Annotated in this window: 18 protein-coding genes and 1 pseudogene; 2 read left to right on the top strand and 17 right to left on the bottom strand. The window is 40.7% G+C overall.

Annotated elements, in window-relative coordinates:
• Positions 1 to 80: 80 nt before the first annotated feature.
• The 7 genes from ASG16_RS05925 to ASG16_RS05955 form a co-directional block, all read right to left on the bottom strand.
• Positions 81 to 593 carry an SMI1/KNR4 family protein gene (locus ASG16_RS05925; RefSeq protein ID WP_056488832.1) on the bottom strand — a complete coding sequence of 171 codons (513 nt, stop codon included), beginning with the start codon at positions 591 to 593 and terminating at the stop codon, positions 81 to 83.
• 21 nt (positions 594 to 614) lie between these two features.
• On the bottom strand, positions 615 to 899 hold the full coding sequence (locus tag ASG16_RS05930) for an HNH endonuclease (RefSeq protein ID WP_056488831.1): 285 nt from the start codon (positions 897 to 899) through the stop codon (positions 615 to 617).
• 129 nt (positions 900 to 1,028) lie between these two features.
• Positions 1,029 to 1,532: a hypothetical protein gene (locus tag ASG16_RS05935; RefSeq protein WP_056488826.1), complete on the bottom strand. Its 504-nt coding sequence runs from the start codon at positions 1,530 to 1,532 to the stop codon at positions 1,029 to 1,031.
• Between the two features lie 94 nt (positions 1,533 to 1,626).
• Positions 1,627 to 2,688, bottom strand: a complete 1,062-nt coding sequence (locus tag ASG16_RS05940) for a hypothetical protein (protein ID WP_241970695.1) — start codon at positions 2,686 to 2,688, stop codon at positions 1,627 to 1,629.
• Positions 2,689 to 2,732: 44 nt separating this feature from the next.
• Positions 2,733 to 3,038, bottom strand: a complete 306-nt coding sequence (locus tag ASG16_RS05945; protein WP_111914383.1) for an aspartyl-phosphate phosphatase Spo0E family protein — start codon at positions 3,036 to 3,038, stop codon at positions 2,733 to 2,735.
• A 199-nt stretch (positions 3,039 to 3,237) separates the two neighbouring features.
• Positions 3,238 to 4,647, bottom strand: a complete 1,410-nt coding sequence (locus ASG16_RS05950; protein WP_056488824.1) for a helix-turn-helix domain-containing protein — start codon at positions 4,645 to 4,647, stop codon at positions 3,238 to 3,240.
• A gap of 645 nt (positions 4,648 to 5,292) precedes the next feature.
• Positions 5,293 to 6,066 (bottom strand): M23 family metallopeptidase, encoded by a 774-nt coding sequence (locus ASG16_RS05955; RefSeq protein WP_056488823.1) that lies wholly within the window; start codon positions 6,064 to 6,066, stop codon positions 5,293 to 5,295.
• 111 nt (positions 6,067 to 6,177) lie between these two features.
• Between ASG16_RS05955 and ASG16_RS05960 the strand changes: the two genes are divergently transcribed.
• Both ASG16_RS05960 and ASG16_RS05965 read left to right on the top strand, forming a co-directional pair.
• On the top strand, positions 6,178 to 6,870 hold the full coding sequence (locus tag ASG16_RS05960) for a hypothetical protein (RefSeq protein ID WP_056488822.1): 693 nt from the start codon (positions 6,178 to 6,180) through the stop codon (positions 6,868 to 6,870).
• Between the two features lie 402 nt (positions 6,871 to 7,272).
• The gene (locus ASG16_RS05965) at positions 7,273 to 7,803 is read left to right on the top strand and encodes a hypothetical protein (protein WP_056488821.1); all 531 of its coding nucleotides are present in this window, start codon (positions 7,273 to 7,275) and stop codon (positions 7,801 to 7,803) included.
• Positions 7,804 to 7,894: 91 nt separating this feature from the next.
• Here ASG16_RS05965 and ASG16_RS05970 read toward each other — a convergent pair whose 3' ends face one another.
• The 10 genes and pseudogenes from ASG16_RS05970 to ASG16_RS30650 form a co-directional block, all read right to left on the bottom strand.
• The gene (locus ASG16_RS05970) at positions 7,895 to 8,461 is read right to left on the bottom strand and encodes an N-acetylmuramoyl-L-alanine amidase family protein (RefSeq protein ID WP_056488817.1); all 567 of its coding nucleotides are present in this window, start codon (positions 8,459 to 8,461) and stop codon (positions 7,895 to 7,897) included.
• A 116-nt stretch (positions 8,462 to 8,577) separates the two neighbouring features.
• Complete coding sequence (locus tag ASG16_RS05975; RefSeq protein WP_056488816.1) at positions 8,578 to 8,802, bottom strand: helix-turn-helix domain-containing protein; 225 nt, start codon at positions 8,800 to 8,802, stop codon at positions 8,578 to 8,580.
• Positions 8,765 to 9,334 (bottom strand): sigma-70 family RNA polymerase sigma factor, encoded by a 570-nt coding sequence (locus ASG16_RS05980; RefSeq protein ID WP_056488815.1) that lies wholly within the window; start codon positions 9,332 to 9,334, stop codon positions 8,765 to 8,767. The genes ASG16_RS05975 and ASG16_RS05980 overlap by 38 nt, the downstream gene beginning before the upstream one ends.
• Before the next feature lie 227 nt (positions 9,335 to 9,561).
• Entirely contained in the window at positions 9,562 to 9,714 is a 153-nt protein-coding gene (locus ASG16_RS30640; RefSeq protein WP_157966763.1) for a hypothetical protein, read from the bottom strand.
• Positions 9,711 to 10,529, bottom strand: coding sequence for an N-acetylmuramoyl-L-alanine amidase (locus ASG16_RS05985; RefSeq protein ID WP_056488814.1), 819 nt, complete (start codon positions 10,527 to 10,529; stop codon positions 9,711 to 9,713). The genes ASG16_RS30640 and ASG16_RS05985 overlap by 4 nt, the downstream gene beginning before the upstream one ends.
• 2 nt (positions 10,530 to 10,531) lie before the next feature.
• On the bottom strand, positions 10,532 to 10,990 hold the full coding sequence (locus ASG16_RS05990; protein ID WP_056488812.1) for a phage holin family protein: 459 nt from the start codon (positions 10,988 to 10,990) through the stop codon (positions 10,532 to 10,534).
• A 98-nt stretch (positions 10,991 to 11,088) separates the two neighbouring features.
• Complete coding sequence (locus tag ASG16_RS30830) at positions 11,089 to 11,241, bottom strand: CD1375 family protein (RefSeq protein ID WP_167403236.1); 153 nt, start codon at positions 11,239 to 11,241, stop codon at positions 11,089 to 11,091.
• Positions 11,238 to 11,402 carry a hypothetical protein gene (locus ASG16_RS30645; protein ID WP_157966764.1) on the bottom strand — a complete coding sequence of 55 codons (165 nt, stop codon included), beginning with the start codon at positions 11,400 to 11,402 and terminating at the stop codon, positions 11,238 to 11,240. Before ASG16_RS30645 ends, ASG16_RS30830 begins: the two co-directional genes overlap by 4 nt.
• Before the next feature lie 14 nt (positions 11,403 to 11,416).
• Complete coding sequence (locus ASG16_RS05995; protein ID WP_056488811.1) at positions 11,417 to 14,764, bottom strand: glycoside hydrolase family 78 protein; 3,348 nt, start codon at positions 14,762 to 14,764, stop codon at positions 11,417 to 11,419.
• A gap of 15 nt (positions 14,765 to 14,779) precedes the next feature.
• Positions 14,780 to 15,100 (bottom strand): annotated as a pseudogene (locus ASG16_RS30650) (hypothetical protein); the annotation flags it as partial.

Consider the following 15,100-nt stretch of genomic DNA (forward strand, 5'->3'; position numbering starts at 1 on the left):
AAACGTTGATGTATTACAGGTTTCGATATTAAAAAGAGGGGTGTCTCTCAATCGTGAGACAGCCCCTTCTTTATTTCCACTTACCAAGTCCAAAACTCTGTTCCTTGAGCAATGATTAATCTTTCCAACCAAGTTTCAAAATTCATCTTCATAGTTGAACCATTTTCTGGAACAACATCATCATCGTGATCAAAGCGAACTAAATAATGCGCTTTTCCTTCTTTTACACGATTTGAATCAATAAAGATATAGTCACCATTGCTCACAGAGATTGGATACCAATGTTTAGGCATATAATCAAGATGATTGTGTATAATTTTCTCTAGGCTTAATAGCTCATATCCACCTCCATATTTTATGTCCCGGAAGAGCCTAGCTCCATTGTGTATTTGTATGAATTTTCGGAAATCTACTGGTATGCTCCATCCTGTAACTCTTGAGAATTTTTCTATCTCAGAATCAGTTGCGGGAGTATTAAATGAAAAAACAGCTTGAAACACATCCCCTCCTGAATTTTGCACCAACAGTGTGTTGTCTTTATCAAGCCGACTTTTCAATCCCTCTAGTGCCATTAAGCAAATATTTCCTTCCAAAAGCAGATCTCCTTTCCTGCTTTAGTAGTCATCTCCATCTGGTACGTACTTACCATAAGATGCCCACCAAGGGGTAACTTCCTGCCTATGAAAATCCTCTGGTAATGGAATCAAGTTGTCGAAGTCATTGTACCCACCATAAGCCAATGGAATAATATGGTGGATATCTACATCGCTCCAATTAAAATTTGGTACACCATACTTATTCTCATACCATTTAATATATTCCTTCCTAACCCCTGGATCTCTTTGTTCTCGCTGGGATTTAGGAAGCCAAGCGAGGTCTGCTTCATCAGGCTCAAACATTTTTATTCTACTATGAGCGTCTCTATACTTAGGATATTCGATACCCTTTTTGTTAAGGGGTACCGCCAACAAAATGCGGATTTTGTACGCTAAGCCTGGATGACAGAAAAAAAGCCGGTATCCTGTACGCTAAGGATTACCGGCATTATCAATTGGGGAATTAGAAATCGAATAAATACTTACAGTTTCAAAATACAAATTCTTCATCTCATCCTCTTGTATACTTGGTTTAAGTTCTTTAAACCAATCTGCTTCTAAATCCTCATCATTAAGTACGTTTCCTCTCCAAAGGGACAATCCCAAATGCGGAAAGGTATATGAGTAGCCTAAAGAAGCCTCTTCATTTCTATCGAACGGTGAAATCTTATCTAGTATTTCTACGAGCTTGCTTGCTTTCGTATTAAACACATTAATACCTCTAAACAAACAATAGTAATAGTCTTTCAATGAATTGGAAATATGAATATGAGACACTTTTCCATCTGCATCATATTCGCATTGAACATCTTCATAAAAATGCGCTTCAATAGAATCATTCTTACTCAACTGAACATATCTCTCGACTTCTTCTTTAGTCATTCCAAGCTTAATTACATCTATTGAGTGTCCTTCCTCAATAATTAAATTTTTCATATTATCCCCCTAGTATCTTGGTAATGGAAAATCTGAACACAACCTTAAACTATTAGAAGAGTAAGGATGTGTTCAGATTAATGTTACTTTTATATTACTTTACACCCCAAAATTGTAGTGCCAAGTAGGATGCCGCAACAATATAATCGTTATACTTATCTGCTAAGGTTTTATATTTCCCTTCCGGGTCATTTTTTCCTTTTAAACCGTCGACTTCAAATTTAAGTAAGCCCATATAATCTTTGTTATTCATATATTGCAATTCTAATTCTCTAAATCTTTGAGAAGAAGTGTAATTTCCCCAGTTAGGCGTTTTTACATGGTCATCATACATCATTCTAACAGCAGGAAACTGTCCAGTATTTTGAAAACCAGCTTTCTCTAATGAGCTAGCTGCAACGATGTGGTGTCTTTCTCCTCCTAATGTATCCATTGAACTATAGGCACCAGCATCGAAGTTATATCTTTGCCATTGGAATTTTTTGTCGCCAGTTTTATTTTTATATATCCAAGTTGTTCCATCCTCAATTACGGTTATATCATATTCAAAATAATCAGATACAGCTTCTTTGCTTTGTATCCATTTAAATACGTTACCAGTACCAACATCTTTTTTGTTGAATCTAATGCTACCATCGGTCCGCCAATCTTGTCTTTGCTTATTATACTTTATTAAAGTTCCAGAAATCGAATCAATTTTATCCCTACCAACATTTAGAATATCAACAGAAAAATCAGAACCAGTCGTACTGTATGCAAGGTACCACACGTTACTAACTGCATTATCTGGTGAACGCTCTACTAGCAAATTTTCCTCAATTGTAATTTCTTGCGGTTCGGGCATGTTCAATCCTAGCTCATTCACTATCTCCTCAATATCACTATCACTAATTTCACGCAGGATTAATGGTTTTTCCATCTCAGTAAAATCAATATGTTCTGATAGGAAATTATACTTCTCGTTCCCAGTGCTTAATAGATGTTCAAATCCTTGCTTTCTAATGAAATCTTCAATATCTGAGTGGTTACCAATATCCTCTAATTTAATATTTTCCAAAAATGTTGAAGAGTTTTCTTGTGCCAAAGCTGTGGTAAAACTACCAAAAACCAATAGTAAGCATAACAATCCAAACGATATTACTCTTTTAAAATTCATTTTAATTCATTCCTTTCAATAAAGTATGAATTAGCATCTCACTTTTATTCTTTTTTCATCATTTTTAATTGAATTGCTAGAATGTATTTATCCAATTGCTGGCTTAAATCCACGACTTCATTATCCAACAAATCATTCTTCTCTAAATACAATTGCACCAGTTGTTCGCGCAATTGTTCCACATTTTTTTTCAAGTGACCGATATCTTGATATGTTCCTCCTTCCCGATCTTTTGGTGGCGTGGTACATTTACTTATAGGAGCTGTAACTGCTCCTTCTGTGGGCGTTCCGTTAACCTGGCAAAGGGGTGGAACGCCCTTTTTATAGGCAATAGCTCCTATGGTTATCACCTCCCATTTTATTACATTAAAGTACATTTATAACTATATACTAGCATTCAGGAAGTGGGCGGTTGATAAAATTTGAATAGTAAAAAAAATCATCCTCAAAAGAGGATGATTACCTTCGGTCAGTATTTACCCACCAACACCGTGTTCATATTGTATAACTGTTCCTTTAGGGATTGCTGCTTGTCCACTCGTGACGCTGCTACACAGTCCCAAAACTAATGCTATTGATAGCAAAATCGACCTCTTCATTTCGTATCCCCTCCATGATTCGCTTGTACTCCCTTTTTTGTTGATCTGTTGCATGTGATCGGAAAGCTTCGAATAGTGTAACGCAACGTATGAAGCCACTGTCATTCTTCATGATAGTCGATAAAACCAAGCAGCGTAAAGTATCCTCCATTCCGTTCACGTACTGACCATTGTGAAGTCGATACATAGCTAGTTCATATCGAAAACGAAAATAACGATCCGTCTGGATGAGGTTATCATAATCGTTAAAATCATTGATCTGATTTGAAAATTGTTTGAGAATCCCATCCACTAAAAATCCATGCTTATTGGCCGATTCCATTATGGCTATTAGGCCAGAGAGGATCTCTTTTGGGTGATCGATTAGGAAACGAGTGTAAATTGGCAGAACATCGATGTTACCCAGGAGGACATCTAGCGTATAGTGATTAGCCGTTGCCCACTGTCGAAACTTTTCTACCTCCATCTGTCCTGTTTCATCCAACAGTTCAAACCAACTCAGATCAGCATAACCAGAGATATATTCCTTCGCTTCTTCATACAATCCTTGTTTTTCAAGAGCAGCACTCTTCAAAAGGAATCCCTGACCGTAGTATACAACTAAATGCCGCTCTGTCTTCAGCGGAAGGATTTTTCTGTTGATGTTTCTCCCACGCAACTCATCCTGATAAACAGCAGTTGCCAACTCTCTTAGCTCATCTGCATAACGCTCAACATCCTTCCATTTGTGAAGCGAAAAGCATACATTGGCAAGCTGTAATAGGGCATCCAATTGATAGTTTTCAGGTAGTCTCTTTCGATATGGATCAAATTGTATGACAGCCCCCCAATTTTTCTCGGAATCGGTACCTTGTAGAGCTCGAAATAATCGATACTGTGCGATGACGAAGCGCTCATTGTGACTGTTTTTATCCGTATCAATGACGAGCTGATAAAAAAGAACCGATTCCTTACGTTTCCCTTTGGTAAAGAGTTCCTCAGCTACCTGAAAGAGAATAGACGTGTTTTTCTGATTGTCCAGTAGCTTGGAGACAATCGAATCAATACAATCCTGCCGACCAATTTCCGCACATCGAATCAGGAAGGGGACAACCCTGGATCGAGACACTCTTCCTTCCACAAAACACTCGGCCTCGTACAACTCGTACAGCCAGCCTTGAGACTGCTCAAACGCATGAGCGAGTGCATCCAAGTGACCAATCGTCATTGCACGTGGCGGTATTCGATTTAAGAGGTCGCTCAATACTCCCTGATTAATACCTGTTATCTCGCTAAGTCTAGTCAGTGTGTAACCACGTTCTTTCAGATGCTGTTCAATCTCTGATCGTATTGATTGTTGAACTGTCTTACCTTCCCCCATATTATATCTACTCCTCCTTAACACAGGAAACATCAAACTTCCTATATTTTACAGAAGGCTCGAGCAAATGTAAATATTTTACATAAGCCTATAATCCTTCAAGACTTGTTCATTTAGAGTACACCCTGTCAAGACACAGAGAAATGCAATAAAATTGAGGTGTGAATATGTTCAAATAGGGTTTTGTTCATAATCTGCATAAGTACTTGCTGCAAAATTAAGCACTTTTACTTTGCAATACATACAGTCGACCGATTTAAGCGTAACGGACGGTTTCTTGCTTGGGGAACAATGATTATTGTTTAAACGTTAACTCCATTGCCCTTCCTATTAGAAAATAGAAAAAGCACCCTGCTAAGGGTGCTCAGGAATTACTGTTACGTGGACATTTTGAGTATTAATGAATTTATTTATACTAATTACGGTGTATATTCAACTTTCGATTAAATTACAGACACAATCGCAAATGCTGCACGCTCAACTTATTCTATGTTAAAGGATATGTACTAAAGTCCTCTCTTTCCTTCCCTAATTTCAATGCCCTCTCCATTATTGGAAGAGGGTTTTTTCATAATCATAAGCAAACTCGTCTCCGCAAAACAGGGACGGGTTGTCATTTGACATTGGGTTATCTAATTTCTGCGGCTATTCCCTTGCTTGTTGCTTTAATTTCTTTTCTTTTTCATCGGAGATATTAAAAGCCTTTTTAAAATTTGGTACTGTTTGATCTTCCAACGGTTGTGAATTAATCCAATTCATAAATTCTTCTTCCCCTACATAATTTATAAGGGTGTCTTCAAAAAAGTATTCTTCACTATCAAATTTACGTAATAATTCATCTTCCGTTTGATGCGCTTCGGTTTGATGCTCTTCATGTGGCGCAAAAGTAGGGCCATCAAAATAGTGAGGCCAGAAGTATTTAGGATCAATTGAATTTGAATAATCAATGTACTTCCCATCATACTTCCCTTCATTATTTATATCGATATGCAAATGAGGACCAGTACTATCTGTACCAGTATTTCCTGATACCGCAATTTCTTCTCCTTTGCTCACAGAATCACCTGTAGATACAGATTTGGATTTTAAATGAAGAAACCTAATTACTAGTTTAGTATTCGTGTCAGGGTCCTTGTCTCTTGTTTCAATTGCCACATAATTGCCTGCACTTGTCCAATAACCTGCACTTAATACGGTTCCTCTTTGTGGACTGTATACTGGCTCTTTATTTACTGCAATATCCATTCCTTTATGACTCTTAGAGTATCCCCTACTTAATTCACTATCAGTAGTAACCCAACGCCAGTTAAAATCGTCGTATGGATTTATCCCTTCTGCGTAAGCTGTTCCATTGCCAGAACTAACTACAGCTGATACTGCGAGAGCAAAACCAAGAATACCTACCCTTACTTTTCTCATATTTCCATTCCTTCCATTTTGTGGTATATTATTGCCAATATGATTATAATGTTTATTTGTCCAATTTTCAATTAATTTAGATAATAAATATGTAAAAAGGTGGTAATTTGAGTGTGCAAAAAGTTAACGTTATTTATTTTGCTTTCTGCCGTTTCGATAGTTGGCTGTTCGACTAGTAGCAATGCAGTATCAAAACAGGAAAGTCCTCAACCTACGCCTGCAGATTATAGTAAAAAGCTAGAAATTCTTGATCGGTTAGAGAACCACGACTCTACCTTAAGTCGAATGACAGAAATACTAGCAATCGAATGGCATCATTTATTTACACAAAAGAATGAAGAGGATCTATGGAATACATATTTTTATCTCACTTGGAATTTACGTCCAGACGAAAAAGAACGAGTAAGGAGCGAATTATCTACAACCCACAAAGAGCTCGCAACATACTTAGATATGCAGAAACAAGGCACACTTCCCGCAAAAGAAGTTAGTATTAAAAATATTATGGCTGAGAGAAACCCCAATAATGACGGTTATCTCGTGAAAGCAAGTTACCTTCTAACACTAAAAGACGGTACAACCAAAGAAGTATTGGTTGAACTTAACGCAGACGACTACATGGAAACTTTTAATCCTCGTTTTAACACTATAGCTACAGGAGAAAATCTTCCTGAACCCAAAAATGAACAAGAGCGATTACGTCGTGACTTTATACTTAGAGCACTTGACTATAATGTAATCAAAAAAATGACTTACGATGAAATTTTGGAGATGATCGACATGAAATCGGTCGATACAAAGTAAACCTATGTACGTTACGGTTAAATAAAGTGGTTGATTCATGTATTGGCAGGATGCGAGTAAGCATCTTCACATTAAAGAACCCGTCCCTGTTTTTAAGGAGACGGGTTCTTTACTAAGCAAGAATAAAATCAATAAACACTGTGAACGAAGCATGCCACTCTTTGTCCAGTTAAATGGGCTTTCCCGCTGCCCCCTAGACGGGGCATTTGAATGTATTGCAGCTTATTTATTGCTGTTGCAGTTATTACATCACTTGTGTTCTGTATCTTATGCTAGCAAGAAAAGCTTTCTATAATAAATGCCACTCTTATTAGTTAATTACATTTGTGTAACCTTTAGAATGAATAATCCGTTATAATTTTTGAAAGGAAAAAATGTACAAAGTGGAGGAAGTGTAATTACATGGTAAAAAAATGGGGTATACTTGGTTTGACTTTATTGATTAGTATCTATGCGATTTATCTTCAAATAGAAAATAAAGAGCTTGAGCAACGGCTTGAAATTATTTCTGGATCTAATTTATTTCTTCTTTCAAACTCTTATGATGAACTAGAGGAAACGATTAATTCAGACAAACAAAATGCAGAAATTATTAGTGATGTTAATATAATACTAAAAACAATAAGGCATCACTCATCAACTATTGACACTGCTTTAGGTCGTGATGAATTGAAAACAATATTCTATAAGTTTAATGAAATATTTTCACATCCTGCAAAAATCTACACCTCAGTTGATAATATTAAAACAAAGGAGTTAATTGAAATTACGGATCTAATACAAGAACTGAATAATAGCATTACGTCTACTTATTATAAAAAGGACTACCCTGGAGATGGTAAAGCGGAGCTGTATATAAAAGATTTCGGCAAAATGGATGCATATATCGAAAGACTAACCAACTATACTAAGGAGTTCACGCAAAAAAAATAGTCTCTCTACGAGTCCCGATTTTAATAAAAATGTTGAGCAGTTTATTACTGCTCAACATTTTTTATCTGCTATTTTTCTTCAATAGTTGAGGTTACACTCGTCCAAGTCGCAAGTCATGAAAATAATCATTAAGTCCCAGTGCAATTTCCTTCGCAACGTCTTTCAATCTGTCGGAATCATCTAGCCACTCTTCGTCGATTCGAGCAATTTCGATTAGCGATTTTGCACCAGCTACTGTTGTTTCACGTAGGATTGCTAAATCATCTTCAAAACTTTTCTTACCCATATTTACAGCAATATTTTTCGCTAATGTTTTGGAGGCTTTTGCACCCTCTTGATAAAATGCACCAATTCGATTGAAAGCCCGTTCAGTATTTACATGAATACTAATCAATACGTCAATACCCTTACCTTTGTATTTCTTATTAATGTATTTTACTCGCTCCATGATATCATCATCCGCATCCGTACCACCAAAATCCTCATCACGAGTACGCGTCAGATAGACTTTTGCACCTTCTGCTTCAAGCAGTTCCTCAAGGATTTTACTCATCTTCAAAGTAACATCTTCTTCTTCTCGACCTTCATATTCCTTGCCTGGATAGTCGCCGCCATGTCCTGGGTCAATAACAATCTTTTTACCTTTCAATTCTTTCATTGTGATTCCACCTTTTAATTTGGTAAGGAATTCTGGCCAGAATTTCCTTTCAATATATAAGGTGAAAGAATTGATTGATAATACAACCTTTCATTCCCTCTTTTTTATTTTTTGAATCATAATTGTTCCCGATCAATCAACCTGTTACCCTCATTCGCCATTCTATAAGATTTGACAGCTTTAATCATTCGAAATATTATGTCTTGATGTATGTCCTCACGTACACCTATATCCGTGAATTTTAACGACTTCCGAATCTTTGGCTCAAATCTTTCTATGATCTCTACCATTGCACTCTCATCATTATTTTGTGCTCGCTTTACCAGTGTTAACAGGCTCATGTATTCCGCCTCCCTCTAGCTGTTTTCTGATCTTCAGTAACGCTCGTTTCTTTGTTTTAGAAACGGCTTGTTGGCTAATGCCTGACAGACTCGCAGCCTCTGCCTCTTTGAGATTCCTTAAATATAGAAGTTTAAGTATCTCCTGTTCCTTTTCAGTGAGGGTTTGAACAGCATCCAAAACTCGTTTGTCAGCTAATACATCTTCCCACTCAAATGTGTCCTCCCGTTCACTTTTGTTAGTGTCGCTAACAAGGTTGTCTACAACCATTTCAATCTCGTCTGTAGGCTGGCATACCTTGCCTATCTTTTGATTTCGAACAGCCAACTCGATAGCTGTAAAACGAATGAGTGACGAAATAAATTTGGTCAATTGGACCTCAGCGTAAAACTCCTGAAGTCTACTATCCAGTTCATCACTCTTCTGAGTGTCCCCCGGTGAAGTAAGCACTCGTTGGTATAGTAGTTGAATGTCTGCTTGAGCTAGAAATGCATCCAGCAACTTCTGATTAGCTACGTCTGTAAGTTTGATCACAAAATCTCTCCTTACATATAGGATCATACGTTCTTATTTTGGACAAAAAAATAGACGTACCCTATTCACACAGCACGTCCCGAACCACTCTATCCATTTTACCAAATAACTCATTTTCCCCACTCAATATTCCTGTAGTGTAAACTTTTGTAAGCATATGTAATTTTGTATATTCATGCCTTACACTTGAAAAGATTATCCCAAAAATAAAAAAGCCCCTCACCCAATTAAGGGCGAGGGGAAGACAGTAGTTGCTCAAAGATACTAACGATTTGGAGTTGCAGGTCTTTGCTTAATCCAGTGGCAGCTCCTGCGATGCCGAGTACTCCAGCCAGGATCAGCAGCACGCTTTTTTTATTCTTTGTCAGCCAGTCTTTCATACTGTTACACATCCTTTCAATTTCACAGTTTTTGTTGCTTGATCCCATTCGATTTTTAGCCGAAGGGCAGTAGCCAGCTCTCGGGCAGGGGCATAAGCTGAACCTGCAATGAGTGTCTCATTCAGGTCTATGTCGTTAACCCGAACATCTTGGGTAGCCGTGATCCAATCCACTTTGCCACCAGCAGCATTGGCTACCGCCCGAACTGGCAGCATAGAAACGCCTTCCTGCAAAAAGCCAGTTACAGCAAGCAGCTCATCATTCAGCTTAATTGCAACTGGAATCTGCTTGGGCTTGTCCACTTTACCCACAGCTTTTTGCAAGAATTGTGAGTAATTTGTGCGGAATGTGCCCATCGGGAATGCAGGACAGTTTTTCCACGCGTAGCCGGGGTACTCCTGGTGACCAAACACCTGCTTCATAGTAGGAATCTGTACCTGCAAGTGCTGGATCAGGCGATTCGCAGCATCGAGTTGTGCTGCGGTTGGTTGCTGTGTCCGGAAATCCCCTACAAGACAAATGCCAAGCGCATGACGGTTGCTATTGCCTACGTGGTAGGAAATTGTTTCTGGGTCGTTACACCAGTAAATCACCCCATCCTTTTGAATCACAAAATGATAGGCAATACCCGGCCATCCATTCGTGACAACATGGTAGCCTGCAAACGCCTCTGGCGATCCGCTTTTTGTAGCTGAATGGTGGAGGGCTGCTGATCGGATATCAGTCAGCTTTCGACGTCCATACTTTAGCGTTTTGTGGCGTGGCAAAGAGGTGCGAACGTCGATCACGCACGCACCCGAGATAGTCATATTCATGTTTACTTGTTCTCCTTTCTTGCAGCTCGCTCTGCTTTCGCTTTGATTTCCGATCCTACCAATTTTTCAACTGACCTTGGCATAGGCCAGCCAGCTCGATGTGCATTTGCGGTCAGGCTCGTCCACGTGTGGTAAATGAGACCGAACGTTACTCCGTAAAACAAAAAGCCTGGCGTGCCCATGACGCGATCTAAGAGATTGGCTAAGGCTGGTAGAGCAAAGAGGAACATTGTGCGTGGGATTCTGGACAACCCATAATCAGATGAGTAGGATTGATCTTTTTTTGCTGCGGAAATGCCTGTAATCCAATCCAAGACAATCATGAAAAAGAGCACAATCAGGATGTCTTGGCGGTTCGTTCCATATAGATAATGAAAAACGGGTGAAACGATTGCACCCGCTGTTGTCGCCCAAGCGTTTGCTGGGGTTGCTACGTTTTCTAGGCTATGAAGAAATTTCATCAGCTCATCTTCTCCTCACCCCCCTCGGGGCAAAAAATAAAGGAGCTGCCTTTGCAGCTCCCCATAAAAAAACACCTTCGCTCTTTTGAGAGAAGGCGTTAAGTTGTTTGTACTGTAGCTAAGTGTTCAGCAACAGGTAAGCGGTAGGGTTCCGGAATTACTTTTTCTGCTTCCATCCCAGTCGGTTCTAGTGACCAGCCGCATTTTACTAAGTAGGCATAAACCGGAATCATATATTTTACCACCATCATTTTTCACCCCCTTTTAATGTTTGAACTTCTTTTTGTAATACCTCAACAGTCTCATGTAATGCAGTTATCGCTTCATAAGCTGATTGGAGCTCTGTATTTACCTTTGCTTGCTCACTTGCACGCAGTTGAGCCAAATCGGTTTGTTTTAAGTGTCTGCCCATGGCTTCGCACCTTCCTATTCGTAACTGATCCCGAAACCGTCAATTTCTATCGGACCTAGCCGCTCTTTTGCGTCTACCGTAATCTTTAGCGCCAAGCCCCATTCAGGCGCGGTCTTAACCATATTTTTATATCGGTAGTAGTCCCCCGACAAAAAGACGTCCGTTACATCCTCCCAGGTCGGGGTTGCGTCATTCGCATTATTTGAAGATTGGACAGTTAAGACGGCTGGAGCCCTTGTGTCTAGGATTTCGAAGAAGTCAAGGGCGCAGCTCATCCCTAGGGCTGCGGGGTCTACTTTTTCGTTTCGGTTGACGATTTTAATTTTGTGCGGCCCATATGGTAATTTAGTGTTTTCATAAACGATTTGCTGCTTTGTATCGCCTACGTACCCCTCAGGTACATACTGACTTACGGTTTTAACCAGTACATCGTCTATATAAACATCTACCAGCCCGTACCAAGGGCTTAACCAACTTCCGAAACGAATGCCTGTACCGATAAATGACAGCTCGGCCCAGGCCCCGGCTGTCCCTGCTACGTATGCACTTGTTCCCTCGCTGCTTCCAGCGTCTACGTAGTTAATATTGTTCCAGGCAAGCCCGCCGCTACTGTACGTAATTCTTGAATCGGTGTTTTCTATCCGTTTCACCGCTGGTACGTGAATAGGCAGCATAGCAAACTTCGAAAATACGCTGCGATCTACTGGGGCAGTCGTCTTGATCGGCTTTGTTTGTAATGCCAGTGTTGTTCCACAGCGTATCCGTGTTTTTCGTGGGATGGTCTGCGTATTATCGACATACGGGTAACGCAGGGCCAACAGTTCGCCACTCCATGACGGATCAACACTAATCAGCTCGTATTCAGCCTTCGAGATTTCATACACCCTTACCTGGTCAAAGTAGGCGTACTGGCCTGCTTCGGTCGGTGAAAAACCTAAATCTAGGTTACCGGGATAGTCGGTCGTAGGTGCGGTTTTACACCAGTAGAAATTAAATTTCGTTTTGTCATAGATTTGCCAGCTAGCACTATATGTAGGCCCGCTCGGTATAATACGCGCCCCTTTTTCCGCGTTTCCATTTTTAATAAAACCTAGAATTACGTAATACTTACCCGCTTTCCATCCTCCTACGTCCTTAAATGCTGCGGCTACATTTTTATTGGTAGCCGTTACCTTAATGCTGGCGTTACCATCTACTTTGTTTGTCGTATCCGTTGTAACGGTGCAATTGTACGCGCCCCAATCGGCTGCATTCTCACATTTCCCACTTGTCCCCAATCGGTTTGTAAGCGTCTGCTGATCTGTCCATTCTGACAGTGTACCCGTTAGGCCATCCTTCGCAGCCATTCGCCAGTAGTAAGCCTTTCCTTCGGTAAGCGGTTCTCCGTAGTAAGCGTCTACCCCTATGGTATAGCGAACTTTGTTATACTTCTTCACCCCATCTATTGATACCGTTACATCGTCAATGTATGCCGTCATATTCGGTGTACCATCTACAAAAACCCGTACCAGTAAAGTCTTAGTGTTTGCTGGTATCGTTATGCTAGCGTCTGAAAATTTCGTAAAGCCTGTCGTAATACCTTCAGCGACGATACCGGATGTATCTATCAAATTCTTACCATTCGCGTCATACGCCACTAAATCGACGTTTAGCCTTCCAGTTGCGTATTTCGTGATATTAACGTAGGCGTCTAGAGTTACCTTATCCCCTGGTTTCCAGCCCTTTAATTCCTGCTGTACGCCGATATTGTTTCCGCTAGCCGCAACAATTCGTAGTGAGTAGTTTCCGTTACGCTTTTGTTCGTGCGCATTGTTGATTTTGTCGCCCGTACCCAGCGGTCCTACGTCCCATTTCCAAATTCCTCCGAGAACTCCTTCGAAACCGTAGTCCCTTACTAGCTGCGCAGGCCGGATTTTGCCGCCAGGTTGAAAAGTGTCCCATACGGTGCCGTCGAAGGCTTCCCAGCCCTCTATCCTAAAGTCGCTTCTGAAATCCAAAAGGTTTTCGGTAAACGCGCTGTTTGTCGCCAACTGCAAAACGAATGCCTGGGCGTCGTTTTCTACATCGTCATTTATTGTTGCTTCGAAAACGGGTCGCTTCCCCACCCGCAGCGTGTCTGGGATATGGTCGGGTATGGGTTTGGCTGGAGGTACGTTGATAACGAAATACTGCCCTTTCGAAAATCCACTAACCATACTAGTCGAATCTCTAACTTGTACCTCCCAGTAGTACGTTACTCCTGCTGCAAGTACACCAACTGGTACGTCATAATACGTATTCGTAGAAATGATAAGTCCGCTTTCGTGAGCAATACCGTCATCAGACGCTCTTTTTATCCTTACCTGAAAGGAGTTTTGCACATGATTTTCAGTGTCTGCATATGACCATTGTACGCGTGGCGTTTGGCTTATCATTAAGGGTAAGGCACCTGTCCCTAACGGGCTCTTAGGAGTTACCGTTGGTGCTTTTGTTGTTTTAAAGTATTGACGAGTAGAATAAGGGCTTGCGGCGTCGTGGTTGTCCCATACGATGACTTCCCAACCGTATACTTTGTCAGGCTGCAAAGCTGTTACCCCGCTGGATGGATACGTAAAGATCATGCTACCTGTGGCTACTTTACCACTGTCATAAATAAGTGTTGCCCCGTCGTATATTTTCAGTTGTCGCGCCTTCTGACTGTTCCCAACGTCTGGGTCAGAAAATGACCAGTTCAGTGTAGGTGTCAACGTGGCTAGAACTGCTGGAGCAGCAAGAGTCCCTGTTGGGTTCATTGAGGGCACGTGTGGGGCTGCATTCACTGGTGCAAGCATAAGGGCCATAGTCGCAGAATAGGTCCCCCCGCTATGTGATAACGCTGGAGGCTGAGCCAACTGAGTAGAAATATTGTCCAAGTAACCAACAGAAGCTGACCCATTCGTCAGCCAAGTATAATTGGGCGGATTTGAAGGTGGAGTATAGCGGTTTACCAGCAGAACGCCCATACCAGGTGTAGAATACCCTGTTGGAATAGACTGGGTGGGTGAACCAGACGCATAGCCTGTACTATCCCAGTCCACAATTTGGGCATTCCTGAATACTACTGTAACTTGCGACTGGCTGTTTCCGCTCACCGTAATGTTTGCTGTTACGTCATTATCTACAGTATATACTCTGGCACAAACCGAATCGGGTGAAGCCCCAGCGGTGTTGTACGCGTGGGTATACTTCTGGGTCATACTTCCTGCACTTAGTGTAGCGGTTACGTCTACTCCGCTGCTCCCAGAAGTAGCAAAGGTAACTACTACGTCACCCTTTTTCAAAACAGCGTTTGATATCACCGTCCCAACTCCCAGGGCTTCGTAGGCTTTTGAAATAATTGACAAGGTTATTCCTCCCTTCTATGCCAGATACACTTTCTTATTCTTGCTGTCATGCTTTGTAGCCCCGTTTAATAGTTTGACATCTTCTACATCTATAAAGGATTCAATATAAATATTGCTTGTCAATCCGTTTAAAACTGCCCCTTTTACCGTCTCCAACTCAAGAGCCATTTCCAAAATGTTTTTTTCATTAATATCTGCCCTCCTATGCAGATGAGCTATCTCTGACTTTGCTACAGTTTCCAATTGCTCTATTTTTGAATCGATCTGATCAAAGTTTTCGTTAATTTTTTTAGCCCCTGTCAAAAGACTGTCAGGGGCGCTTGGATCGATAGATAT

This window comes from Brevibacillus sp. Leaf182 (genome assembly GCF_001423865.2).
GTDB lineage: Bacteria > Bacillota > Bacilli > Brevibacillales > Brevibacillaceae > Brevibacillus > Brevibacillus brevis_C.

Coding starts and splice junctions, on each gene's coding strand:
- ASG16_RS05930 (WP_056488831.1), bottom strand. CDS start 899: ATGTTTGAGCCTGATGAAGCAGACCTCGCTTGGCTTCCTAAATCCCAG.
- ASG16_RS05935 (WP_056488826.1), bottom strand. CDS start 1,532: ATGAAAAATTTAATTATTGAGGAAGGACACTCAATAGATGTAATTAAG.
- ASG16_RS05940 (WP_241970695.1), bottom strand. CDS start 2,688: ATGAATTTTAAAAGAGTAATATCGTTTGGATTGTTATGCTTACTATTG.
- ASG16_RS05950 (WP_056488824.1), bottom strand. CDS start 4,647: ATGGGGGAAGGTAAGACAGTTCAACAATCAATACGATCAGAGATTGAA.
- ASG16_RS05955 (WP_056488823.1), bottom strand. CDS start 6,066: ATGAGAAAAGTAAGGGTAGGTATTCTTGGTTTTGCTCTCGCAGTATCA.
- ASG16_RS05965 (WP_056488821.1), top strand. CDS start 7,273: ATGGTAAAAAAATGGGGTATACTTGGTTTGACTTTATTGATTAGTATC.
- ASG16_RS05970 (WP_056488817.1), bottom strand. CDS start 8,461: ATGAAAGAATTGAAAGGTAAAAAGATTGTTATTGACCCAGGACATGGC.
- ASG16_RS05975 (WP_056488816.1), bottom strand. CDS start 8,802: ATGAGCCTGTTAACACTGGTAAAGCGAGCACAAAATAATGATGAGAGT.
- ASG16_RS30640 (WP_157966763.1), bottom strand. CDS start 9,714: ATGAAAGACTGGCTGACAAAGAATAAAAAAAGCGTGCTGCTGATCCTG.
- ASG16_RS05985 (WP_056488814.1), bottom strand. CDS start 10,529: ATGAATATGACTATCTCGGGTGCGTGCGTGATCGACGTTCGCACCTCT.
- ASG16_RS05990 (WP_056488812.1), bottom strand. CDS start 10,990: ATGAAATTTCTTCATAGCCTAGAAAACGTAGCAACCCCAGCAAACGCT.
- ASG16_RS30830 (WP_167403236.1), bottom strand. CDS start 11,241: ATGATGGTGGTAAAATATATGATTCCGGTTTATGCCTACTTAGTAAAA.
- ASG16_RS30645 (WP_157966764.1), bottom strand. CDS start 11,402: ATGGGCAGACACTTAAAACAAACCGATTTGGCTCAACTGCGTGCAAGT.